21 protein-coding genes are annotated in these 22,542 nt (G+C 75.0%); 3 read left to right on the forward strand and 18 right to left on the reverse strand.

Annotation, left to right across the window (positions count from 1 at the left end; translation table 11 throughout):
- Positions 1 to 22: 22 nt before the first annotated feature.
- From ATM99_RS01270 to ATM99_RS01310, 9 genes are all read right to left on the reverse strand, one after another.
- Complete coding sequence (locus ATM99_RS01270; protein ID WP_062101148.1) at positions 23 to 400, reverse strand: sterol carrier family protein; 378 nt, start codon at positions 398 to 400, stop codon at positions 23 to 25.
- 80 nt (positions 401 to 480) lie between these two features.
- The gene (locus ATM99_RS01275) at positions 481 to 1,299 is read right to left on the reverse strand and encodes a MerR family transcriptional regulator (RefSeq protein WP_062101149.1); all 819 of its coding nucleotides are present in this window, start codon (positions 1,297 to 1,299) and stop codon (positions 481 to 483) included.
- A 185-nt stretch (positions 1,300 to 1,484) separates the two neighbouring features.
- A complete protein-coding gene (gene gdhA, locus ATM99_RS01280; protein ID WP_062101150.1) occupies positions 1,485 to 2,822 on the reverse strand; it encodes an NADP-specific glutamate dehydrogenase in 1,338 nt (445 codons plus the stop codon).
- A 123-nt stretch (positions 2,823 to 2,945) separates the two neighbouring features.
- On the reverse strand, positions 2,946 to 4,310 hold the full coding sequence (locus tag ATM99_RS01285) for a glycoside hydrolase family 6 protein (RefSeq protein ID WP_150118051.1): 1,365 nt from the start codon (positions 4,308 to 4,310) through the stop codon (positions 2,946 to 2,948).
- Between the two features lie 241 nt (positions 4,311 to 4,551).
- The gene (locus ATM99_RS01290) at positions 4,552 to 5,928 is read right to left on the reverse strand and encodes a glycoside hydrolase family 6 protein (protein ID WP_062101151.1); all 1,377 of its coding nucleotides are present in this window, start codon (positions 5,926 to 5,928) and stop codon (positions 4,552 to 4,554) included.
- A gap of 258 nt (positions 5,929 to 6,186) precedes the next feature.
- Positions 6,187 to 7,305 (reverse strand): ribosome small subunit-dependent GTPase A, encoded by a 1,119-nt coding sequence (rsgA, locus tag ATM99_RS01295; protein WP_082659110.1) that lies wholly within the window; start codon positions 7,303 to 7,305, stop codon positions 6,187 to 6,189.
- A 95-nt stretch (positions 7,306 to 7,400) separates the two neighbouring features.
- On the reverse strand, positions 7,401 to 8,240 hold the full coding sequence (locus tag ATM99_RS01300; RefSeq protein WP_150118052.1) for a M15 family metallopeptidase: 840 nt from the start codon (positions 8,238 to 8,240) through the stop codon (positions 7,401 to 7,403).
- Positions 8,237 to 9,721: an RNB domain-containing ribonuclease gene (locus ATM99_RS01305; RefSeq protein WP_062101153.1), complete on the reverse strand. Its 1,485-nt coding sequence runs from the start codon at positions 9,719 to 9,721 to the stop codon at positions 8,237 to 8,239. Before ATM99_RS01305 ends, ATM99_RS01300 begins: the two co-directional genes overlap by 4 nt.
- 86 nt (positions 9,722 to 9,807) lie before the next feature.
- A complete protein-coding gene (locus ATM99_RS01310) occupies positions 9,808 to 10,548 on the reverse strand; it encodes an alpha/beta fold hydrolase (RefSeq protein WP_062101154.1) in 741 nt (246 codons plus the stop codon).
- A 70-nt stretch (positions 10,549 to 10,618) separates the two neighbouring features.
- Here ATM99_RS01310 and ATM99_RS01315 point away from each other — a divergent pair, with 70 nt between their 5' ends.
- On the forward strand, positions 10,619 to 11,326 hold the full coding sequence (locus ATM99_RS01315; RefSeq protein ID WP_062101155.1) for a YafY family protein: 708 nt from the start codon (positions 10,619 to 10,621) through the stop codon (positions 11,324 to 11,326).
- Positions 11,327 to 11,389: 63 nt separating this feature from the next.
- On the opposite strand, the gene ATM99_RS01320 is transcribed toward ATM99_RS01315, so the two are convergent.
- The 8 genes from ATM99_RS01320 to ATM99_RS01355 form a co-directional block, all read right to left on the reverse strand.
- Positions 11,390 to 11,860, reverse strand: a complete 471-nt coding sequence (locus ATM99_RS01320) for a hypothetical protein (protein ID WP_062101156.1) — start codon at positions 11,858 to 11,860, stop codon at positions 11,390 to 11,392.
- Between the two features lie 173 nt (positions 11,861 to 12,033).
- On the reverse strand, positions 12,034 to 12,498 hold the full coding sequence (locus ATM99_RS01325; protein WP_062101157.1) for a hypothetical protein: 465 nt from the start codon (positions 12,496 to 12,498) through the stop codon (positions 12,034 to 12,036).
- Complete coding sequence (gene cobA / locus ATM99_RS01330) at positions 12,495 to 13,793, reverse strand: uroporphyrinogen-III C-methyltransferase (RefSeq protein WP_082659111.1); 1,299 nt, start codon at positions 13,791 to 13,793, stop codon at positions 12,495 to 12,497. The genes ATM99_RS01325 and cobA overlap by 4 nt, the downstream gene beginning before the upstream one ends.
- Positions 13,790 to 14,134: a nitrite reductase small subunit NirD gene (nirD, locus tag ATM99_RS01335; RefSeq protein ID WP_062101158.1), complete on the reverse strand. Its 345-nt coding sequence runs from the start codon at positions 14,132 to 14,134 to the stop codon at positions 13,790 to 13,792. Before nirD ends, cobA begins: the two co-directional genes overlap by 4 nt.
- A complete protein-coding gene (nirB, locus tag ATM99_RS01340; RefSeq protein WP_062101159.1) occupies positions 14,131 to 16,713 on the reverse strand; it encodes a nitrite reductase large subunit NirB in 2,583 nt (860 codons plus the stop codon). Before nirB ends, nirD begins: the two co-directional genes overlap by 4 nt.
- 120 nt (positions 16,714 to 16,833) lie before the next feature.
- Positions 16,834 to 18,171 (reverse strand): ABC transporter substrate-binding protein, encoded by a 1,338-nt coding sequence (locus ATM99_RS01345; protein WP_062101160.1) that lies wholly within the window; start codon positions 18,169 to 18,171, stop codon positions 16,834 to 16,836.
- A 47-nt stretch (positions 18,172 to 18,218) separates the two neighbouring features.
- The gene (locus ATM99_RS01350) at positions 18,219 to 19,130 is read right to left on the reverse strand and encodes a carbohydrate ABC transporter permease (protein ID WP_062101161.1); all 912 of its coding nucleotides are present in this window, start codon (positions 19,128 to 19,130) and stop codon (positions 18,219 to 18,221) included.
- A complete protein-coding gene (locus tag ATM99_RS01355) occupies positions 19,127 to 20,074 on the reverse strand; it encodes a carbohydrate ABC transporter permease (protein WP_223304751.1) in 948 nt (315 codons plus the stop codon). Before ATM99_RS01355 ends, ATM99_RS01350 begins: the two co-directional genes overlap by 4 nt.
- Before the next feature lie 272 nt (positions 20,075 to 20,346).
- On the opposite strand from ATM99_RS01355, the gene ATM99_RS01360 reads away from it, so the two are divergent.
- A complete protein-coding gene (locus tag ATM99_RS01360; RefSeq protein ID WP_046530779.1) occupies positions 20,347 to 21,414 on the forward strand; it encodes a LacI family DNA-binding transcriptional regulator in 1,068 nt (355 codons plus the stop codon).
- A gap of 7 nt (positions 21,415 to 21,421) precedes the next feature.
- Here the strand turns inward: ATM99_RS01360 and ATM99_RS19805 are convergent, their stop codons facing one another.
- Positions 21,422 to 21,556, reverse strand: coding sequence for a hypothetical protein (locus ATM99_RS19805; protein WP_255356773.1), 135 nt, complete (start codon positions 21,554 to 21,556; stop codon positions 21,422 to 21,424).
- Between the two features lie 92 nt (positions 21,557 to 21,648).
- Here ATM99_RS19805 and ATM99_RS01365 point away from each other — a divergent pair.
- On the forward strand, positions 21,649 to 22,542 hold an 894-nt coding region (locus ATM99_RS01365; RefSeq protein WP_062101162.1), incomplete at its 3' end, for an alpha/beta hydrolase.

The raw sequence follows: 22,542 nt of genomic DNA on the forward strand, positions 1-22,542 counted from the left end.
GCTCGCCGAGGCTCGGCGGACGTCAGCGGGGGCGGGCGGCCTGCAGCGGGAGGAGCCCGGCGAGGTCGGCGCGCTCGCCCGACGCCTGCACCCGACCCGACGCGAGCGCGGCGTCCCACGTCAGGTCGCCGGTGACGAGCCGCAGCCAGGTGACCGGGTCGGTCTCGACGACGTTGGGCGGCGTGCCGCGCGTGTGCCGGGGCCCCTCGACGGCCTGCACGGCGCCGTCCGGCGGCACGCGCACCTCGACCGAGTTCCCCGGCGCGACGTCGGCGAGCTCCTCGAGCGCGAACCGCACGGCCGTGCGTCGCGTCGCGAGCGGCACGCCGTCGGGGTCCGCGCGCCACGCCTGGAGCGCGGCACGGCCGTCGGCGGGATCGGTACGTCGGCGGGGCGGCACGGCCCCATCCTCCCCCACGGCCCGTCGCCGGACGTCGCGCCGTCGTGGCCCGGCGCGAGATCGGGCCGGGCGGGGTCAGGTCACGACGGACGACCCCGCTGCTCCACGATGCTCACAGGCACGGCGACGTCCATGACGACGCCGTCGGCGCCGGTGCCGAAGGCCGGCAGGTACGTCTCCCGGTTCGGTCCGACCCGGGACGTGCGGCGACCGGCCGACAGGTGGTCGTGGACGACCACCAGGAGCCGCTGGTCGTCGGCCTGCGCCTGCCGCAGCGCGACGAACGCCTCGTGATGGGCGGGATCGAGGACGACCTGCATCCCGGCGGGCGGGCGCATCGCACGGTCCACGGGCGCGCAGACCGCGAGCCGCGCGGGTGACGTCTCGGTCGCGCGCGAGCGGTGCTCGACGTAGGGCGGCCCGGCCAGCGGCACGTCCGCAGCCGTCAGCGCGGCGAACAGCCGACCGGTCAGCTCGGGGAGCACCGTCGCCATCTGCGGCAGCGCGGCCTCGCCCTCGACCCGCAGGACGACTCTCTCGGAGACCTCGCGGTCCTCGACCACCAGCCCCGACGGCAGCACGACGTCACCGGCCAGCACGCCGCGGACGTACTCCCCGGCGACGTCGACGCGTGCCGCGTCCGACCGTCGGGCCGACCACACCGCATCGAAGTCGGCCACGCGCGCGCCGCCGTCGAGGACGCCCTCGATCTCCGCGAGGGACAGGTCGAGCGAGCGGAGCAGACAGACCAGGCGCAGCCGGTCGGCCTGCGCGTCCTCGAACAGCCGGTGCCCGCTCGACGGGTCGCGGCGCGCGGTGAGCAGACCGCGGTCCGCGTACAGGCGCACCGCCTTCTCGGAGACGGTGGCGTGGGCGGCGAGCTGGCCTGTGGTGAGCATGGTCCGACGCTAGGAGCTGCCCCAGGGGCAGCCACAAGGCGCCGCGCCCACGGCACCGTACGGACGTCACCGGCCGACGCACGCCCGCACGACGACGACCCCGTGGTCCGTCGCGCGCCGGAGCCGGCGGACGCGACCGATCACGGGGTCGCCGGGCGGGCGGGCCGCCCGCGAGGCGGGACGGCTCAGACGACGCCGAGGGCGAGCATCGCGTCGGCGACCTTGGTGAAGCCCGCGATGTTGGCGCCGAGCACGTAGTTGCCCGGGTCGCCGTACTCGTCGGCGGTCTCGGCGCAGCGGTCGTGGATGCGCGCCATGATCCCGGCGAGCCGCTCCTCGGTGTGCTCGAACGACCACGAGTCGCGCGTCGCGTTCTGCTGCATCTCGAGCGCGGACGTCGCGACGCCGCCGGCGTTGGCCGCCTTGCCGGGCGCGTAGAGCACGCCGGCGTCCTGGAGCAGCGCGACGGCCTCGGGCGTCGTGGGCATGTTGGCGCCCTCGGCGACCGCGAGCAGGCCCGCGTCGACCAGGCGCTTGGCGTCGCGCTCGTCGAGCTCGTTCTGCGTCGCGCACGGCAGCGCGACCTGCGCGTCGACCTGCCACACGCGCGCGTCGGCGACGTAGTGGGCGCCGGGACGGTGGTCGACGTACGCCGAGACGGGCTTGCGCTCGACGTCGCGCACCTGGCGCAGCACGTCGAGGTCGATGCCCTTCTCGTCGACGACGTACCCGCGCGAGTCGGAGCACGCGACGACGTGCGCACCGAGCGCCTGCGCCTTCTCGATCGCGTGGATCGCGACGTTGCCCGAGCCGGACACGACCACGCGCATGCCGTCGAACGACAGGCCGCGCGTCGCGAGCATGCGCTCGGCGAACAGCACGGTGCCGTACCCGGTGGCCTCGGTGCGCACGAGCGAGCCGCCCCACGTGACGCCCTTGCCGGTGATGACGCCCGACTCGTAGCGGTTGGTGATGCGCTTGTACTGGCCGAACAGGTAGCCGATCTCGCGGCCGCCGACGCCGATGTCACCGGCGGGCACGTCGGTGTGCTCGCCGATGTGCCGGTACAGCTCGGTCATGAACGACTGGCAGAACCGCATGACCTCGCCGTTGGAGCGGCCGCGCGGGTCGAAGTCGGAGCCGCCCTTGCCGCCGCCGATCGGCATGTCCGTCAGCGAGTTCTTGAAGACCTGCTCGAAGCCCAGGAACTTGACGATGCCGAGGTACACCGACGGGTGGAACCGCAGGCCGCCCTTGTACGGGCCGAGCGCGGAGTTGAACTCGACGCGGAACCCGCGGTTGATGCGCACGTGCCCCGTGTCGTCGACCCACGGCACACGGAAGATGATCTGCCGCTCGGGCTCGCACAGGCGCTCGAGCACCGCGGCGTCGACGTAGTGCGGGTTGCGGTCCAGCACGGGCCCGAGGCTCTCGAACACCTCGGTGACGGCCTGGTGGAACTCGCGCTCGCCGGGGTTGCGGGCGAGCACCTGCTCGAGGGCGTGCTGCAGCTGCAGCTTCATGTCGGCTCCGCTCTGCTCAGCGAGGACGGGAAACCGGTCGAGCGTAGAGCCGCGCGTCCGTGTCCTGGACAGGACGTCCGGTCCGTGGGCGTCCTGGTCCCGCGCCGCGCGGGCCGACCACCGCTACCAGGCGGCGTTGCGGGCCATCTCGAGCGCCACGTCCTGCCACCACTGCCCCGCCGCCGGACCGCCGTTGCACGTGCCGTCGGACTCCCCCGGCGCCTTGACCCACAGCAGCGCGTCGAGCGCCGAGCCGTCGTCCACGAGCCGCGGCCGCTCGCCCAGCGCACGGCCGCGCGGGTTGCACCACTGCCCGTCGGAGCCGTTGCCGTTGCGCGAGGTGTCGACGACGAACCCCAGCCCCCCGGCCGCGGCGGACACCGCCTCGCCGTACGCGCGGGACTCCTCGGTGGTCCGGTAGTTCGACACGTTGAGCGCGAACCCGGCGAGGTCGGCGGTGCCCACCAGGGCGATCCGCCGGGCCGTCTCCGCCGCGTCGTGCCATGCCGCGTTGCCCGCGTCGAGGTAGACCCGCGCCCCGGCGGCGTGCAGCGTGCGGGCGGCGTCCCGCAGGTACGTCACGCGGTCGCCCTGACCGTCGCAGTCGCCGAGCTGCGCGAGCGCGTCGGGCTCGAGCACGACGATCGGCTCCCCCACGACGCCGGCCGCGACCTGCTCGACCCAGCGCGCGTACGCGTCCGCGGCGACGCCGCCGGCGGAGTGCTGACCGCAGTCGCGCCCGGGGATCGCGTAGACGACCAGCACGGCCGTCTCGCCACGGTCGGCCGCGGCGCGCGTCGCCGCCGTCACACGGGCCGCCGCCGTCGGGGCGTCGTCCCACGAGCCGACCCACAGGCCCTGGGGCGTCGTCGCGATCCTCTCGAGCAGCGCGGCGTCCTGGCCCGTGGCGGCCTGCCACGCGCGGTACGCCTGCGAGTCGGTGTCGAGCCACAGGCCGCCGGTCGCACCGGACGCGGGCGCGTGGCCGGCGACGTCGCGCGTGGTCCCGCTCTGCGCGGCGGCGGGCGGCACGCATGGCTCGCCGTCGAGCGTGACGTCGTCGGGGACGGGGTTGCTGCCCTCCCACGCGCCGTTGAACCCGAACGACACGCTCCCGCCGGCCGCGAGGTCGGGCGCCCACTCGGGGGCGTCCGCCACGACGCGTGCCCCGTCCTGCACGAGCGTCGCCTCCCAGTGCTCGGCGACCGTCTGCCCGGCGGGGAAGGTCCAGGCGACCTGCCAGTCGTCGTGCGCGGCGGACGCCGTCACCGTGACCCGCGCACCGAACCCGCCGGGCCACGACCCGGTCACGACGTACTCGACCGTGCACGCCGCACCGGCCGTGGGCGGCGCCGTGGCGGTCAGCGTCACGGGCGGGGTCGTCGTGGCCGCGGACGGCACGGCGTCCGCGGTGCCGGCCGTGCAGGCCGCGAGGCCCAGCAGGACGACCGTCAGGGGCCCGACGACGCGGGAGAGGAGGGAGCGCACCCGGAGGACGTCGACCGCCCGCGCCCCGCGCGACAGCGGAACGCACCCCCGTCACCCGTCCGGAGCAACGTCGAAGCCGGGCGCGGTCGGCCACCACCGACCGCCGGTCCGTGGCCCGGGACGCGACGAGGCCGCGAGCACCCGTGGGGGTGCCCGCGGCCTCGGCCGACGGGGCGGGCGGTGCGGTGCGGTGACGTGACGTCACCGCACCGTCACGGCACGACCGTCACCACGCGGCCCGTCACCACTTCGCGTTGCGGGCGAGCTCGAGCGCGATCTCCTGCCACCACGCGCCGGCGGACGGGCCGCCGTTGCACGTGCCGTCGGACTCGCCGGGGCGCTTGATCCACAGCAGCGCGTCGAGGCCCGACCCGTCGTTCACCGCGACGGGCTTGTCGCCCAGCGCGCGACCGCGCGGGTTGCACCACTCGGTGCCGCTCGCGCCGTTGCCGTTGCGCGACGTGTCGATGACGAACTTCTTGCCGCCCGTGAGCCGCGAGACCTCCTGCCCGTAGGCCTTGGCCTCGGCGGTGGTGCGGTAGTTGGAGACGTTGAGCGAGAACCCGACGGCGTCGCCGAAGCCGATCCGGTTGAGCCGGTTGGCGGCCTCGGAGGCCGAGAGCCACGCGGAGTTGCCGGCGTCGATGTACACGCGGGCACCCTTGGCGGTCAGCGACTTCGCGGCGTACTGCAGGAAGCCGACGCGGTCGCCCTGCCCGGCGCAGTCACCGAGCTGTGCGAGCGCGTCGGGCTCGAGGACGACCCACGGGTTGCCCTGGATGCCGGCCGCGACCGTGTCGACCCAGCGCGCGTACTCGGAGGTCGCGACGCCGCCGCCGGAGTACGAGCCGCAGTCGCGCCCCGGGATGGCGTAGACGACGATCTGCGCGGTCTTGCCGGCCGCGCGGGCGCGCCCGGTGTAGTCGCGCACCGTCGCCTGCGTCTCGGCGGCGGTGGCCCAGTCGCCGATCCACAGCGCCTGCGGCGTGAGGGCGATCTTGGCGAGCAGGTTCTTGTCGTTGCCGGACGCGGCCTGCCACGCGGCGTAGGCGGCGGTCTCGGGGTCGACGTAGAACTGGCTGCTCGACACCGGGGGCGTGGTCGGCTGCGTCGTCGGCTGCGTGGTGGGCTGGGTCGTGGGCTGCGTCGTCGGCTGGGTGGTGGGCTGCGTCGTCGGCTGGGTGACGCCGCCCGTGCACGTGGTGCCGTTGAGCGTGAACGACGCGGGCACGCCGTTGCTGCCGCTCCACGAGCCGTTGAAGCCGAACTGCGCCGAGGCGCCGGTGCCGAGGCTGCCGTTCCACCCGACGTTCTTGGCGGAGACCTGCGAGCCGGTGGTCGAGACGGTGGCGTTCCACGCCTGCTGGACGCTCTGGCCGTTCGGGAAGGTCCAGCGCAGGTCCCACGACGACACGGGGTCGCCGAGGTTGGTGACGGTGACGGTGGCGCCGAACCCGCCGGACCACTGGCTCGACACGGCGTAGTCGACGCGGCAGCCGGCCGCGGCCTGCGCGGCGGTCGCCGTGAGCGCGCTGAGGCCGGCGGTCGCGACCGCCGCGGCGGCGGTGGCCGCGACGACCGTGCGCCGCAGGCGCGACACGTTCGATCGGGGGGACATGGGCTCTCCTCGGGTGGGTCGACGTGGGGTGCGCACCGGTGCGGCACGGCCGCGGCCGGCACCCCCGGGACGGGCGTCGTCGTCGACGCGCCTGCCCGGGCGACCCGTCGATCACACCCGAGGCGGGTGAGGGATGGCGAGCGCTGCGGGCGCTCCTAATCGTTTCGCCATCGCGAGTCGGTACCGTCGAACCGGTTCGCCGACCGGACGCGCTCCCAGCGCCGCGACCTGCGCGTCCACGTCCGTCAGGGCCGGACGTCAGCCGCGCGCTCCCCGCGGACCGCGGATCTGCCGGTGGTACTCGCGCGTGACCTGCTTGCGCCGCTCGCGCTCCTGCGCCGCCAGCCGCGCGTCCGCCCGACGGGCCTGGTGCGCCGCCTCCGCGAGCAGGTGACGCCAGCTCGTGAGCCGACGCTCGCTCAGCTCGCCGTCGGCCACCGCGGCGCGCACCGCGCAGCCCGGCTCGGTCTCGTGCGCGCAGTCGCGGAACCGGCACGCCGCCGCGAGCGCGGCGACGTCGGCGAACGCGGCGTCGATCGCGTCGGGCTCGGCGACCAGGCCGACGCCACGGACGCCGGGCGTGTCGATGAGGACGGCGCCGCCGGGCAGCGGGACCAGCTCCCGGTGCGTCGTCGTGTGCCGCCCACGGCCGTCCGCGCGGGCCTCGCCCGTCGTCATCACGTCACGTCCCACGACCGCGTTGACGAGGGTCGACTTGCCCGCGCCCGACGGCCCCACCACCACGAGCGCGACGCCCGGCGCGAGCAGGTCGCGCACCGCGTCGAGCCCGCGCCCGGTCACGACGCTCACGACGTGCACGTCGACGCCGACCGCGAGCTCGGCGACCTGCGCGGCCATGCCGTCCGGGTCCGGCACGAGGTCGGCCTTGGTGAGGACCACGACCGGGCGCGCGCCCGAGCGCCACGCGAGCGTCAGCAGCCGCTCGACGCGCCCCGGCGCCGGGTCGGGGTCGAGGTGCTCGACGACCAGCACGACGTCGACGTTGGCGGCCACCACCTGCTCGAGCGACGTGCGGCCCGCGGAGTCCCGGACGAGGGCGGTGCGGCGCGGGTGCAGCGCGACCACGCGCGGCTCGCCTCGCGTGACCTCGACCTCCTCGATGTCGACCACGTCGCCCACCGCGGGCGGCACGGACGTGCCGTCGGGCAGGGGCACGAGACCGTCGCGCGGCAGCGCGGCCCGTCGCGGCTCGGCCGTGAGGTCGTCGGCGGGCACGACGCGCACCGCACCGCGGTCCACGCGCACGACGCGGGCGCGCGACGTCGCGCCGGTGGTGGCCGGGGGCGCGGCGGACGGTACGCGCTCGGGCGCTGCCGGGCCGGGCGCTACGGGGTCGGGCGCTGCGGGGTCGGGCATGGCCGCGACGGTAGGCCCGGCGTCACGCGCCGGGCACGCGGATTTCCGGGCTCGGACGGGCTCGGAAAGGCTCGGGGGGTCGCGGGCCGGGCCCGTCAGCCGCCGGCGTAGACCGGTCCGCCGGGCACCCCGAACGCCTCCTCGAGCGAGCCGATCCCCGACGTGTGCAGGTGGGCCGCGAGCTCGCGGCCCACCCACCGCAGGTGCCAGCCCTCGGGCGCGTACCCCGTGACGTCGGTGTTCGCCTCGGTGTACCGCACGACGAACCCGAACTCCCACGCGTGCTCCGCGAGCCACGCGCCCTCGACGGTCTGGGCGAAGCAGGTGTGCAGGTCGCAGCCCGGCTGCGTGGTCGAGCCGAGGTCGACCGCGAGGCCCGTCTGGTGCTCGGAGAACCCCGGTCGCGCCGAGTACCGCTCGGCGTGGTCGAAGCCGCGACGGGCCTCGATGGCCGCGCGGGTCGCCGCCTGGTCCTGGTACGACCGGTACCCGGACAGGATCCCGAGCCGCGCACCGGCGGGCGCCGCGGCGTCGATCATCGCCGTGAGGTCGGGGGCGACGTCGGCCCGCAGCTGCACGCCGGGGGCGACGTCGACCAGGTCGGCCGGCACGTACTCGGCCGGGACGGGGTGCTGCTTGTTCACGACGACCCAGGGGCTGGCAGGGTCGCCGGTCGGGTGGCGCGCGAGGTCGAACGCGGGCGGCTGGGGCGCGACGGGCGTCGGCTCGGCGGCGGGCGGCTCGTCGGCGGAGGGCGCGGCGAAGGTGGACGCGGCGGTGGGGGCCGTCAGCACGCCCTCCCACGAGACGGTCGCGGCGGCGACCGGCGGCTGCGGGTCCTCGCCCCACGCGCCCGCGGCCGCACCGACCCCGGCCGCCAGCGCCGCGACCCCGAGCGACACCAGCGCGACCTTCACGACGGTCCTGCGCGTCACGGCGTCACGAACCGCACGCGCCGGTCCGGCACGGACACCTCGTCGAGCCGCGCGTCGAGCGCGCCGCCCAGCGGGAGCGGGCCGTCGTGCGAGGTGACGCGCGCGACGACCGCGGGCTCGCGCAGCTGCAGGGATCCGCGCGCGCCGTCCTCGCGGGGCTCGTCCGCGTCGACGACGACGCCGGAGAACGTCGCCCCGACGTGCGGCGCGAGGACCACCGCCTCGACGAGGTCGAGGACGCCGCGGTCGAACGCGGACACGCGGCGCCCGGTCGTGGACATGGTGGCCGGCAGCTCCGGGAGCGCGGCGTCCACCCAGTCGGGCACGCCGCGGCCCGCCACCGCCGCGAGGCAGGTCTCGGTGCCGTACCGGTCGACCAGCCGCCGCAGCGGGGCGGTGACGTGCGCGTAGGGCGCGCGGATCGCGGCGTGCTCGGCCGCGTCGCCCGTGGGCACGGCCACGTCGCCGCCGAAGGCCGTGTACCCGGCGCCGCGGAACAGGGTCGTGGCCTCGTTGAGGAACGCGGCGTGCGGGCCGCGCCGCGAGTCGAGCGTCGGCAGCAGGTCGGCGTAGGGCACGGACTCGGGCCAGTCGATGCCGAGGGCCAGGGCGGTGCGGCGCAGCCGGGCGACGTCGCGGGGGTCCGCCGGCGGCAGCGTCCGCAGCACGCCGACGCCCGCGTCGAGCATGATCCGCGCGGCGACCACACCCGTGAGCAGCGAGACCTGCGCGTTCCAGCCCTCGACGGGCAGGGTCGCGCGGAACCGCAGGCCGTAGGTGCCGTCGTCGGCGCGCACGACCTCCTGCTCGGGCACGTCGAGGGACGCGCCGCCCCGCGCGCGCTCGCGCTCCTCGCGCAGCCGGCCCACCGCGGCGACGCCCTGCAGCACGTCGTCGGCGGTGCCCGCGTCGAGGTCGCGCTGCACCTGGTCGTACGCGAGCTGGGCGCGGCTTCGCACGAGTGCGCGCTCGACGTGCACGTCGGTCGGCTCGCCGTCGGCGTCGAGGTCGACGCGCCACAGCACGGCCGGGCGGACCTGGTCGGCGAGCAGGCTCGCGGCGCCCTCCGACAGCACGGTCGGGTGCAGCGGCACGCGCCCGTCGGGGCTGTAGCAGGTCAGGCCGCGGCGGTGCGTCTCGGCGTCGAGCGGGCCGCCGGGCACGACGAACGCCGCGACGTCCGCGATCGCGTAGTGCACGCGCCAGCCCGCGCCGTGGCGCGCGACGTGCACGGCCTGGTCGAGGTCGGTCGAGCCCGCGGGGTCGATGGTGACGAGCGGCAGGTCGGTGCGGTCGGCGCGGTCGCCGGGCGCGTGGCCGCCGGCCGGCAGCGCACGCGCGGCGTCCGCGGCCTCGGCGAGCGCGGCCGGCGGGTAGGTGACGGGCAGGTCGACCTCGGTGCGCAGGGCCGCGAGGCCCGCGGCGACGGTGGTCTCGTCGTCGACGACGGGGGCGGGGAGACGGACGGGACGGCCGGGCACGGGGACGACTGTAGGCGCCCCCGGCGGCGGTCCGCCCGGCGGGAGCGGGGCGCGCGACGGCCCCGCTCCCGGCCGGGGCGGGAACCTCAGCCGGCCGTCCGCCGGGCGACCGCGGCGACGACGTCGGCGAGGTCCGCCGGGCGGCTCCACATGGGCCAGTGGCCCGTGGGCAGGTCGACGACGTCGACGTGCCGCAGCCCGGCGACCTCGGCGAACATCGGGTGCCCGGCGTCCGCGAGCTCGCGGACCTGGGCGCCGGTGATCGAGCAGCACACGAGGGTCGTGGGCACGTCGAGGCGGCGCGGGTCGGCCAGCTCGACGGCCTGCGTGAGCACCGGTCCCGGCTCGGGGACGGCGCGGTCGCGGAACCGCGCGAGCGCGTCGGCGTCCAGCCCGTCGAGGCTGGCCTGCGCGCCGAGCGCGTCGAGGTCGGGCAGCGGGAGCTCGACGAGGTCGGCGGGCGCATCGGGCGCGAAGACCGCGCCCGGCGCCGCCGGTCCGCTGTCGACCCACACGACGTGCGCCACGAGGTCGGGGTGGCGGTCGAGCAGCAGGCTGACGGGCGCGTTGGCGCCGCTGTGCGCGACCAGCACGACGGGGCGCCCCGCGTCGGCGGCGGCGCGCACGGCGTCCTCGACGGCGGCGGTCTGGTCGTCGAGCGTGCGGGTCGCACGGTCGGGGTCGTGCGGGTCGAGGCCGGGCAGCGTGAGGGCGACGGTCGCGAGACCGGCGGCGTGCAGGTGGGCGACGACGTCGTCCCAGGCCCACGCGCCCAGCCAGTGGCCGGGGACGAGGACGACGGTCGGGGTGGTGTCGGGGGTGCTCATGCCTCGATCGTCGACCTGCGTCCGGACACCGGGGTGTCACCGTCTCTGGCACGATCTGTACCGTGGCCGGGTGAAGCGAGCCGAGCGCCTGCACGCGCTGTCCGAGATGCTGCGGCGCAGCGGCGCGCGCGGCTGCACCGCCGAGCGCCTGGCCGACGAGTTCGGGGTGTCGGTGCGCACCGTCAAGCGCGACGTCGCCGCGCTCGAGCGCAGCGGCGCGCCCGTCTGGTCGCGCCCGGGGCCCGGCGGCGGCTACGGGCTGGCCGCCCGCGCGTCGCTGCCACCCGTCAACCTCAGCCCGGCCCAGGCGGTCGCGCTGCTCGCGGCGATCTCCGCAGCTCCCGACGCGCCCTACGCGGACCTGGCCGGGGCGGCCGTGCAGAAGGTGCTCGACGTGCTCGACCCGCGCGCGCGGGACCGCGCGATGCAGCTCGCCGAGCGCGTGTGGGTGGACGCGCCACCGGCGCCGAGCCGTGCGGTCCGCTCGGCGGTCGAGCAGGCGATGGCCGACCAGCGCGTCGTGCGCATGGGCTACGCCGCGGGCGACGGAACGGTGTCCACGCGCGACGTCGAGCCCGTGCTGTTCGCGGCCGCGAACGGCTGGTGGTACCTCATCGGCTGGTGCCGCCTACGTGACGCGATGCGCTGGTTCCGCCTCGACCGCGTGCACCGCGCGACGGTCACGACAGCCGCGTGCAGCGGGCACACCGTCGCCGAGGTCGGGGCACCGCCGCCGCACGCGCGGCCCGTGCACGGGCGGGCGCCGTCGCCGGGGTGATCGACGTGGTCGTCGCGGTGCCCGTCGGACGTCGGCGCACGGCGGTCGTCGACGGTCGAGGCGTCAGGGGTGCCTGCTCATCTCGGCCACCAGACGAGCGGACTCCGCGCGGATGTCCGCGTCGTACTCGGCCCGGTGCGCCGGGTCGTCGTCCCACTCCGACATGAGTCCGACGAACACGAGCAGCCGCGGCTGCGCCTGCGGGACGCATCCGGTCACCCGCCAGATCTCCCGGGCCGTGTCGATCGGCGTACGGGCACCCCGCAGCAGGTCCCGGGCGATGTCGGCGGCGACGACGTAGGCCGCCTCCTGCTCGGTCGGGGCCGTGACCCCCCACGCCTGCGCGACCTCGGCCAGCAGCTGGTCGACGTCGTACGCACGCACCTCCTGCACGTCCGCGAGCGCCACGAGCAAGGCCTCGTCACGCCCGCGGACGACCTGGTCGAGCGCCCACGCGACCACGTCGGCGGGAGGGATCAGGTCCAGCAGCCGCCACGACAGCAGCCGTGTCACGTCGTCACCCAGGTCCGTCATCCTGCCCCCACGCTGCTGCCCGCTGCTCCGCCTCGCACGTCCGCGACGACCCGGGCGCCCGGACGCCCCGTCCGGCGTCCGCCGCACCGACGTGCCCGAGCGCCGTGGACGTCACCGGACACGAGCCGACCGTAGCGGGCCCCGCCGACGGGCTCAGGGGCGATCGCCGCAGCTCACCCGTCTGCGCGTCCCGCGCCCGGAGGGCGGCTCCGTCCGGGGAGGGAGCCGCCCGCGGCCGTCACGGCACGTCCTCCCCCGAGGAGCTCCGCCCGGGCGAGACCCGCCACGGGCAGGCGCCGCCACCACCACGCGGAGGCGGGACGCAGCTCCCCCGCGTCCCGCAGGACGTGCCCGTCGGCGTCGTCCTCCGTCGCGTCGCGCAGGCGCCGGTCCAGGGCCTCGAGCTCGACCAGCAACTCGTCGCGCACGTCCGGCGGCGCCAGTCGCCGTGCGCGCTCGAGCCGGTCGCGCAGGTGGAGCGTCGCCTGGAGGTCGCCGGCACCCCAGTCGTTCGGACGGCAGGACTCCTCGAACATCCCCACGTGCACCGCGTAGCCGTCGACGAGGTCGCCGAGCGTGAGGTACCCGTCGTCGTTCGGGAACTCGACCCGGTGCTGGGAGAAGGCGTCCGACCTCACACCCTCGCATCGGCAGGAGGGCGCACCCCGTTGAGGTCGGGCCCCGGACCGGTCGCACGCGCACCGCCGCGGCCGGCGACAGCGTCCAGCAGCCCCTCGGCCGTCACGTCCCCCACCACCACGACGCTCGGCGACCCGAGCCCCGCCTCGGCGGCGCGCTGCGCGAGGGCGGCGAGCGGTGCGCGCACGACGCGCTGCCCGGGCAGGGTCGCGCGGGACACGACCGCGGCGGGCTGCGCGGGGTCGACGCCCGCCGCGAGGGCCTGCGCCGTGAGGCGGGGCAGGCCGGCCAGGCCCATGAGGATGACGACCGTGACGTCGGGCGCGCGCAGCGCGGCGAGGTCGACGTCGGTGAGCGCGCCGTGGCCGTTGACGACGTGCAGGCGCGCGCTCGTGCCGCGGTGCGTCACGGGGATGCCCGCAGCCTCGGCCGCGGCGACCGCGGACGTCACGCCGGGCACGACGCGCACGGGGACGCCCGCGGCACGGCACGCGGCGACCTCCTCGCCGCCGCGTCCGAACAGGAACGGGTCGCCGCCCTTGAGCCGCACCACGCGGTGCCCGGCGAGCGCGTGCTCGACCAGCAGCGCGTCGATCTGCTCCTGCGGCACGGTGTGCCGCCCGGGGGCCTTGCCGACGTGCACGACCGTGACGTCGTCGGCGAGCTCGTCGAGCACCGTCGTCGGGCCGAGCCGGTCGGTGACGACCACGTCGGCCTGCGCGAGCAGCGCCCGCGCGCGGACCGTCATGAGCGCGGGGTCGCCGGGCCCGCCGCCGACCAGCGCGACCTCGCCGGCGCGCAGCACGTCGTCGCCGCCGCTGCCGGGGCGCACCTCCCCCACGACGACGCCGCCCGCGGCGACGTGCGCGACGAGGCGGTCGCGCACCGCGACCGCGCGCCCGGGGTCGGGCGGGCCGTCGGTGAGCACGCCCACGTGCAGGCCGGAGACGCGCGCGGCGGCGACCGTGCGGGCCGTGCCGCGCGTCGCGTCGGACGCGACGACGCAGAACACGCGCCGCTCGTGCGCCCACGCCGCGAGCGCGGCGTCGACGTCGGCGACGCCCGTGCACGCGTGCACGAACCACACGTCGTCGAGGTCCTCGGGGCGCACCGCGCGGCGGTGCACCTCGAGGGCGTCGCCGAGGTCGTCGACGCCCGCGCCCACGTCGGGGGCCACGAGCCGCACGTGCGCGCCCTCGGCGACCGCCGCGCGGGCGCGCCGCACGCCGACCGGCCCGGCGCCCGCGACGAGCACCGTGCGACCCGTCAGGTCGAGCCCCGCGAGCAGGGTCACGGCAGGACCCGGACGTCCTCGCCGTCGACGACCACGCGGTAGACCCGCAGGTCGACGGGGTCCTTGCCGACCGGGTCGAGGCACGCGCCCGTGCGCAGGTCCCAGACCTGCTTGAGCAGGGGCGACGTGATGGTCGGGGCACCGGCGACGTCGCCGACGATGCCGCGGCTCAGCACGTTGGCCCCCGAGTAAGGGTCGCGCTGCTGGACGGCCAGCACCTCGTCGGACGCGAGCCGGAACAGTGCGACCCGGTCCTCGCCCACCAGGGCGCCGGTGCCGCACTCGGGCAGCAGGTCGTCGACCGCGCACACGCGGACGCCCTCGGCGGGGACCGTGCTCATCGCTCCTCCTCCGTGCCGGCGGCACGCGCGGACAGCAGGTCCGGGTAGCCCTGCTCGTCGGGTCGGGCCGGGCGCGCCTGCCCGCGCACGGGCACGTACGACAGGTCGGTGTCGGTCGCGTCGGGCGCGTTGACGTACGGCGTGAAGCGCCGCAGCATCTCCGGGTCCTCGAGGGTCGCGCGCCACTCGTCGACGTACGCGCCGACGTGCCGGGCGACCTCGGCCTCGAGCTCGGCGCCGATGCCGTCGGCGTCGTCGACCAGGACGCGCCGCAGCGCGTCGATGCCGCCCGGGTAGGACGCGACCCACGGCGCGGTGCGCTGCAGGCGGTCGGCGCTGCGCACGTACAGCGCGAGGAACCGGTCGATCACCTGGATCAGACGGTCGTCGTCGAGGTCCTCCGCGAGCAGGTCGGCGTGCCGGGGCGTGAAGCCGCCGTTGCCGCCGACGTACACGTTCCAGCCCTTCTCGGTCGCGATGACGCCCACGTCCTTGCCGCGCGCCTCGGCGCACTCGCGCGCGCAGCCCGAGACGCCGACCTTGAACTTGTGCGGCGCGCGCAGGCCGCGGTAACGCAGCTCCAGGCGCACGGCCATGGTCGACGAGTCCTGCACGCCGAACCGGCACCACGTCGACCCGATGCACGTCTTCACGGCGCGCAGCGACTTGCCGTACGCCTGCCCCGACTCGAAACCCGCGTCGACCAGGCGCCGCCAGATCTCCGGGAGCTGGTCCTGCCGCGCACCGAACATGCCGATGCGCTGCGCGCCCGTGACGCGCGTGAACAGCCCGAAGTCGTCGGCGATCTGCGCGAACGCGAGCAGCTTGTCGGGCGTGATCTCGCCGCCGGGCATGCGCGGGACCACCGAGTAGGTGCCGTCCTTCTGCATGTTGCCCAGCAGGCGGTCGTTGGTGTCCTGCAGCGTCACCTGGTCGGGCTGCAGCACGTGCCCGATGCCCAGCGACGACAGGATCGAGGCGACGACCGGCTTGCAGACCGCGCAGCCGCGGCCCTGCCCGTGCCGCGCGACGATCTCGGAGAACGTCCGCAGCCCCTCGGTGCGCACGAGCGCGTACAGCTCGGCGCGCGGCATGCCGAAGTGCTCGCACATCGCGTTGGAGACCGTGAACCCGGCCTTCTCGAGCGTGCCGTTGACGACCTTGGTGAGCAGCGGCACGCACGACCCGCAGACCGTGCCGGCGCGCGTGCAGGTCTTGACCTCGCCGACGCTGCGGCAGCCGTGCTCGGTGACGGCGGCGCGCACGGTGCCGACCGACACGTTGGAGCACGAGCACAGCACGACGTCGTCGGGCAGGTCGGTCTGCACGGGCGCGGCGCCGCCGGCGGGCGCGAGGAACGCCGACGGGTCGGCGCCCAGAGGGCGGCCCAGCAGCGGGCGCAGCTGCGAGTACAGCTCGATGTCGCCGACGAACACGCCCCCGAGCAGCACGCGCGCGTCGTCGGACACCACGAGCTTGCGGTAGGTGCGCGCGACCGGGTCGGCGAACGTCACCTCGAGCGCGCCGGGCGTCAGGCCGAGCACGTCGCCGAACGCCGCGGCGTCGACCCCGACGCCCTTGAGCTTGGTGCCGTCGGCGGCCTTGGAGTAGACCTTGTCGCCGCCGAACAGCCGGTCGACGACGACGTCGGCCATCGCGTTGCCGGGGGCCACCAGGCCGGCGCACTCGCCGTCGTGGCTCGCGACCTCGCCGATGGCCCAGACCGCCGGGTCCTCGGTGCGGCACGTGGGCCCGACCACGACGCCGCCGCGCTCGGCGACGGGCAGGCCGCCCTCGCGCGCGAGGCGGTCGCGCGGGCGGATGCCCGTGGAGTAGACGACGACGTCGGCCGGCAGCACCTCGCCGTCGGACAGCTCGAGGCCCGCGACCGTGCCCTCGGCGCCCGCGAGCACGCGGCTCGCGGCGGTCGACGTGCGGATCTCCATGCCGAGCTCGGTGACCAGGACGCGCAGCGCCTCGCCGCCGCCCGCGTCGAGCTGGACGGCCATGAGCCGGTCGGCGAACTCGACGACCGTGGGCGCGACGCCCAGCGTGCCGAGCGCGGCCGCGGCCTCCAGGCCCAGCACGCCGCCGCCGACGACGACGCCGCGCAGCGGGCGCCCGAGCGCGGCGGCCCGGCCCTCGACCCACGTGCGCAGGTCCACCAGGTCGGCGAGCGTGCGGTAGCGCAGCACGCCGGGCAGGTCGGTGCCCTCGGCGCGCGGCACCCACGCCCACGAGCCCGTGGCGAGCACGAGCTGGTCGTACGGCTCGACGCGGCCGGACGCGGTGGTGACGGTCTGCGCGGCGCGGTCGAGCGAGACGACGCGGTCGCCCGTGACGAGCGTCGTGCGCGGGTCGTCCCAGACGCTCGCGTCGAGCACGAGGTCCTCGGCGGTCCGCCCCGCGAACACCTCCGACAGGTGCACACGGTCGTAGGGGGCGTGCGGCTCGTCGCCGATCACGGTGAGGGTCCAGTCGCCGTCGCGGCGGCACAGCTGCTCCGCGAACCGGTGCGCGACCATGCCCGCACCGACGACGACCACGCGGCCGGGGGCTGCCGCCAGGTCTGCTGTCATGACTCGAGTTTTCAACGGTCCCGCCGTAGTTAAGTGGGCCGAACGACCCACCGCACGGGTCGCGGACGCGGGTGGGCCGCGGGCCCGGGCGCCGGGGTACCGACGCCCGGGCGTCCGCGACTACTGGCCGAGCTGGTTCTGCAGGTCCTTCTGCGCCTGGTCGAGGGCCTGCTGCGGCGCGACGCCGTTCTCGTAGACCTCGGTCAGGGTGGTGGTCGTGAAGAGGTTGTTCAGCGTCGGCAGGTTCGGGTTGGCGAAGCCGTCGAAGTGGCCGATGCCGTCCTTCACCTCGTTGAGCACGTCGAACAGGTTCGTGCGGAAGTACTTGTTGAACTTGTTCTCCGGGTCCCTCGTGACCGCCTCGTCCTCCCACACCGACATGTTGACCGGGTCGAAGCCGAGGACCTCCCACACGGCGACGTTCGCCTCGGGCGACAGCTTGGCGAACGCGAGCCACTCCGCCGCGAAGTCCTTCTTCGGCGACGACTCGATGACGGCCGTCCCGGTGCCGCCGCCACCGATCGTGGCGACCTCGCCGCCCTCGACGACGGGCGCCGGGGCGATCGCGACGTCACCGGCGAGGTCGGGCATGTAGTCGACGAAGCGTGACGTGTACCAGGCGGGGTACACGACGGCGGCGTAGTCGCCGCTGTTGATGACGCCGAACGCCTGCTCGTCGTCGGGGCTGCCGCCCGGGATGGTGGAGATGGCGCCCGCGTCGAGCATGGCCTTCTGCATCTCGAACGCCTTGACCACGTCGGGGTTGGCGACGTCGACGTCGCCGTCCTCGTCGAAGAAGTTGCCCCCGAGCTGAGCCACGATGAGCGGCTCGACGAAGTTGACGGACGTGCTGGCGACGCCGAACGCCTTGCCGGTCGCCTGGTGGTACGTCGTGCCGGCCTCCGAGAAGTCGTCCCAGGTCTCGATGGTCGTGTAGTCGATCCCGGCCTCCTCGAGGAGGGCGGCGTTGTAGAACGTCACGAACGCCCCGACGTGCATGGGGAAGCCGAGGATCTTGTCCGCACGGGTGTAGAGGTCGAGGCGCGCCTGGACGATGTCGTCCTGGTAGGGCTTGGCGGCCTCGGACAGGTCCATGAGCGGGGTGCGGCCGTCCGCGGACACGAAGTTGCCGAACTTGTTGACCTCGATGTCGACGACGTCCGGCAGGCCGGTCCCCGCGTTGACCGCGAGCTGCAGCTTGTTGTGCATGTCCTGGTACGGGTAGACGGTCACGTCGAGGTCGACGGGACGGTCGGGGTTCTGCTCGTTCCACTCCTCGGCCATCTGCTCGTAGTAGTCCGCGTGGAGCTCGGCGAACACCCACATGTCGAGCGCGGTGGCCTCGCCGTCGGCGGGGGCCGCCGCGGGCTCGTCCGAGCCGCCGCTGCACGCCGAGAGCATGAGCGCGCCTGCCAGGCCGGCCGCGACGAGCGCCGGGTACCTGCGTGGTCCTGCCATGGTGGTGACTCCGTTTCGTTGTGTGGTGCGGGTGGCGGGGTGGAGGATCAGCCCTTGAGCGCCCCCGCCGTCATCCCGGCGACGAAGAATCGCTGGAAGCAGAGGAAGAGCACGAGGACGGGCAGCAGGGAGAAGAAGGACCCGATGATCAGCAGGTCGTAGTTGTTCCCGTACGGCGTGAGCAGGGTGTTCAGACCGATGGGCAGCGTGAACTTCTCCGCGGAGCGCAGCACCAGCAGGGGCCACAGGAAGTTGTTCCACGTGACCATGCCGTTGAGGATCCCCATGGCGGCCAGCGCCGGCCGCGAGATGGGCAGGACGACCTTGAAGAAGATGCCGAACTCGGTGACGCCGTCGACGCGGCCGGCCTCGAGCAGCTCCCTGGGGATCCCCGTGAAGTACTGCCGGAAGAAGAAGATCGTCACGGACGCCGCGAGGAACGGGATGACGATGACGCCGTACGAGTCCGCGAGCCCGAGGTCGTTCACCATGACGTACAGCGGCAGCATCATGATCTCGAACGGCACGGTCATGAGGAGCAGCACCGCGATGAACGCGGCGGTCTTGCCCTTGAAGTCGTACATCGCGAAGCCGTAGGCGACGAACGAGCTGACGAGCAGCGTGCCGGCCACCTGGACGACCGTGAGTCCCACCGAGTTGGCGAACCACCGGAAGTACAGGCCGGAGTCGGTGAGGAGCATGACGTAGTTGTCGAGCCGGAGCGACGAGACGTCGACGCCGAGCCGCAGGCCGGTGCGCATGATCTCGCCGCCGTCCTGGAACGTGCCGACGAAGATGACGAGCAGCGGCACCAGGACGATGAGCCCGATGACGGCGAGGAAGACGCTCTGGATCGTCACGAACATCGCGCGCGGCAGCGGGTACCGGCGGCGCCCGGGGCCGCTCGTGGCGCGCTCCGCCGACGGGGCGGACGTGGTCGTGGTGGTCGGCGCGCTCATCGGGGCTCCTTCTTGAACGTGCCGGTGAGGGTGAGGTAGGTGAGGTTGATCGCCATGATCACGACGAGCAGGACCACCCCCACGGCCGACGCGTAGCCGAGGTCGTTCTCCTCGATGCCGCGGCGATACAGGTAGCCGACGACCGTCAGGCCCTGGTTGTTCGGGGAGCTGTTGCCGGAGTAGAGCATGAAGCTCTCGAGGAACATCGCCAGGCCGCCGTAGATGCTGATGGTCGTGACGTAGACCATGGTCGGCTTGATGTTCGGCAGGGTGATGGAGAAGAACTGCCGGAGCTTGCCGGCACCGTCGATCGACGCCGCCTCGTAGTACTCGTCGGGGATCGACTGCAGGCCGGACAGGAAGTACAGGATGTTGACGCCGGTGTAGCGCCAGGTCGCCAGCGCCAGCAGCGCGACGAGACCACCGATGTCGGTGCGCAGCCACCGCACGGGGTCCGCCCCGAACCACGCGATCACCTGGTTGACCAGGCCCGTGCTGGTCTCGGCGAACATGAGCCGGAAGATGATGCCGGCCACGACCACGGACGTCAGGGCCGGGACGAACATCGACGCCTTGAAGAGGTTCTTCAGGCGGGGCGACCCGAGCCGCGCGTTGATCACGACCGCGAGCAGCAGCGGGACGGGGATGAGGATGACGAGGGTCAGCACCATGTAGCGGGCGCTGTTGTACATCGCCTGCCAGAAGATCCGGTCGCGCCACAGCCGCTCGAAGTTGTCGGTCCCGACGAACGCGGCCTCGCCGAACATCACGTTCTGCGTGCTCATGACGAACGTGCGCACGAGCGGCACCGCCCAGAACGCGAGCAGCGTGATGACGAACGGCGCGATGAAGAAGTACGGGGCGAGGCGCTGCGAGTACAGCAGGTTCTTCCACCGGCCGGCGGCCGGTGCTCGGGACGCGAGGCGTCCTGGGGGCTGAGCCACTTCTTCTCCTCCTGCCTCCAGGGAGGCGCCCGGGGTCGCTCGTCGTCGATGACGGGCTGACCAGCACCCGAGCGCTGCCCCGAGAGGCGCGATGTGCCGTCGTCTCTGACGTTGAACACCGCTGACCTGGCCGTTTACGACGTCGTAATGGCTCGGCCACTATTGCTTCCCCGCGACGGACCTGTCAACCTCGTGCCCATGACGAGAAGTCGGGCGCTCCGCCGGGTGCACCTCCCGGCACACCGGACGGCGGCTCCGGCGTGAAGGTGACGATGCACGACGTCGCGCAGCTGGCGGGCGTCTCCAACAAGACGGTCTCCAACGTCGTCAACGACCACCCGCACGTGAGCCCCGAGACCCGGGCGCGCGTGCAGCGCGCCATCGACGAGCTCGGCTACCGACCCAACCTCTCCGCACGCGGGCTCCGGTCCGGGCGCACGGGCGTCATCGGGCTGGCCGTCCCCCAGCTGCGCCAGCCTTACTTCGCCGAGCTCGCCGACGCCGTCATCGCGGCCGCCGAGCGGCGTGGCCTCAGCGTGATCATCGGCCAGGCCGGCGCCGACCGCGCGCACGAGACGGCCGTCCTGGCCAACGGCCTGCGGCAGACCGACGGCCTGCTCTTCAGCCCCGAGCACCTCGGCACCGAGGACCGCGGTCTCCTCGACGACGTGACCTACCCGCTCGTCCTGCTCGGCGAGCGCATCTTCGGCGGGCCGAACGACCACGTCACCATGCACAACGTCGAGGGCGCACGGGCCGCGGTCGAGCACCTGCTGTCCCTCGGCCGGCGGCGCATCGCCGTCGTCGGGGCGCACCCCGACCGCCGCACGGGGCAGATGCGCCCCTCCGACCTGCGCGTCCGCGGCTACCGCGAGGCGCTCACGGTCGCGGGCGTGCCGGAGGACCCGCGCCTCGAGGTCGTCGTCGCGCCGTGGCTGCCCGTCAACGGCGTCGAGGCCACGCGCGAGCTCATCGCGTCGGGCGTCGAGTTCGACGCGGTCCTCGCGCTCAACGACAGCCTCGCCATCGGTGTGCTGCGCGCCCTCGCGGAGGCCGGCCGCCGCGTGCCTGACGACGTCGCGGTCATCGGGTTCGACGCGATCGCGGACGGCCGCTTCACCACGCCCTCGCTGTCCACCGTCGACCCCGGCCGCGAGGAGATCGCCGAGACGGCCGTCGCGATGCTCGTCGAGCGGATCGAGGACGGCGACCGCGCGCTGCGCCCCCGGCGCTTCCACAAGGCCGCGTTCCGCATCGTGGCCCGGGAGTCCACGGGCGCGAGCACCGACGTCGTGGGGCCGTGGCTGCCGCACCCGCCCGCGACGGACGGGCGCGACTGAGCTTCGCTCAGGGGGCGAGGCAGGAGACGGCCCGGTCGACCGCGCCCAGGTCGACCCGGACGTCCGCACCGGGGTCCGTCGGCGCCTCGACCTGCTGCGGCCCGAGGCCGACGCCGTCGGCGGGACGCGCGCGACGTCTCACGTCGCGAGAAACCAGACCAAATTCATCTCCTTTTATCTGGAGCATGCCTACGCTGCGAGGAACCCGCTCGACCGCCCCGACAGGAGCCCGCCGTGACGACCGCCGCACACCCGGCAGCCTCGCTGCGCACCTCCGCCCTGCGCACCTGGACCGAGCCGGTCAGCGGCCCCGACGCACGCGGCACCGTCGTCGTGCTGGTCGGCCGCGGCGAGACCCCCGAGGTCTACGAGCGGTTCGGTCGCAGGCTCGCCGCCGATGCCTTCCGCGTCGTGGCCGTCGGCGAGCCCGACCCGGCACCGCAGGCCGTCGCCGCGCTGCTCGCGACGCTCCCCGGGCCGCACGTCCTCGTCGGCACGGACGCGGGCGCGCTCGCCGCCGCCCGCCTCGCGCGCGTGCTCGACGTCGCCGGCGTCGTGCTCGCCGGTCTGCCGACCGCCGCGGGCGTCCGCTCGCTCACGTGGGACGCCGAGCTCGACGCACGGTCCGCGTGCCCCGCCCACCAGCGCGTGCTCGCGCAGGCCACGCGCACGAGCCTGTTCGCCGACGTCACCGCGATCGTCGCCGCCGACCTCACCGACCCGCGCGACGCACCGCTGCCGGTGCCCGTGCTCGCGCTGCACGGCGAGGACGACCGCATCAGCCCCACCGAGCACGCGGTCGCCGCCTACCGCACGCTGGGCGCGCGCCACGTGCTGCTCGTCACCGACGGCCGGCACGACGTGCTCAACGACGCGGCGCACCGCACGGTCGCCGGCGCCGTCGTGCAGTTCCTCGAGCGCGTCCGGCTCGGCGGCGACCTGCCGACGCTCGTGCGCGACGTCGCCCGGGACGCCGCGCGCGACGACGCGACCCCCGACCCACCGCACGGCACCGGCGCGCCCGCACGACGTGCTCAACGACGCGGCGCACCGCACGGTCGCCGGCGCCGTCGTGCAGTTCCTCGAGCGCGTCCGGCTCGGCGGCGACCTGCCGACGCTCGTGCGCGA

It is taken from the genome of Cellulomonas sp. B6, from assembly GCF_001462455.1.
Classification (GTDB): Bacteria; Actinomycetota; Actinomycetes; order Actinomycetales; family Cellulomonadaceae; genus Cellulomonas.

What these genes read in the sequence shown, in the direction of transcription:
- rsgA (WP_082659110.1), bottom strand. Translation starts at nt 7,305, where the DNA reads ATGCCCGACCCCGCAGCGCCCGACCCCGTAGCGCCCGGCCCGGCAGCG.
- nirB (WP_062101159.1), bottom strand. Translation starts at nt 16,713, where the DNA reads ATGACAGCAGACCTGGCGGCAGCCCCCGGCCGCGTGGTCGTCGTCGGT.
- ATM99_RS01310 (WP_062101154.1), bottom strand. Translation starts at nt 10,548, where the DNA reads ATGAGCACCCCCGACACCACCCCGACCGTCGTCCTCGTCCCCGGCCAC.
- ATM99_RS01345 (WP_062101160.1), bottom strand. Translation starts at nt 18,171, where the DNA reads ATGGCAGGACCACGCAGGTACCCGGCGCTCGTCGCGGCCGGCCTGGCA.
- ATM99_RS01290 (WP_062101151.1), bottom strand. Translation starts at nt 5,928, where the DNA reads ATGTCCCCCCGATCGAACGTGTCGCGCCTGCGGCGCACGGTCGTCGCG.
- nirD (WP_062101158.1), bottom strand. Translation starts at nt 14,134, where the DNA reads ATGAGCACGGTCCCCGCCGAGGGCGTCCGCGTGTGCGCGGTCGACGAC.
- ATM99_RS01360 (WP_046530779.1), top strand. Translation starts at nt 20,347, where the DNA reads ATGCACGACGTCGCGCAGCTGGCGGGCGTCTCCAACAAGACGGTCTCC.
- gdhA (WP_062101150.1), bottom strand. Translation starts at nt 2,822, where the DNA reads ATGAAGCTGCAGCTGCAGCACGCCCTCGAGCAGGTGCTCGCCCGCAAC.
- ATM99_RS01320 (WP_062101156.1), bottom strand. Translation starts at nt 11,860, where the DNA reads ATGACGGACCTGGGTGACGACGTGACACGGCTGCTGTCGTGGCGGCTG.
- ATM99_RS01350 (WP_062101161.1), bottom strand. Translation starts at nt 19,130, where the DNA reads ATGAGCGCGCCGACCACCACGACCACGTCCGCCCCGTCGGCGGAGCGC.
- ATM99_RS01275 (WP_062101149.1), bottom strand. Translation starts at nt 1,299, where the DNA reads ATGCTCACCACAGGCCAGCTCGCCGCCCACGCCACCGTCTCCGAGAAG.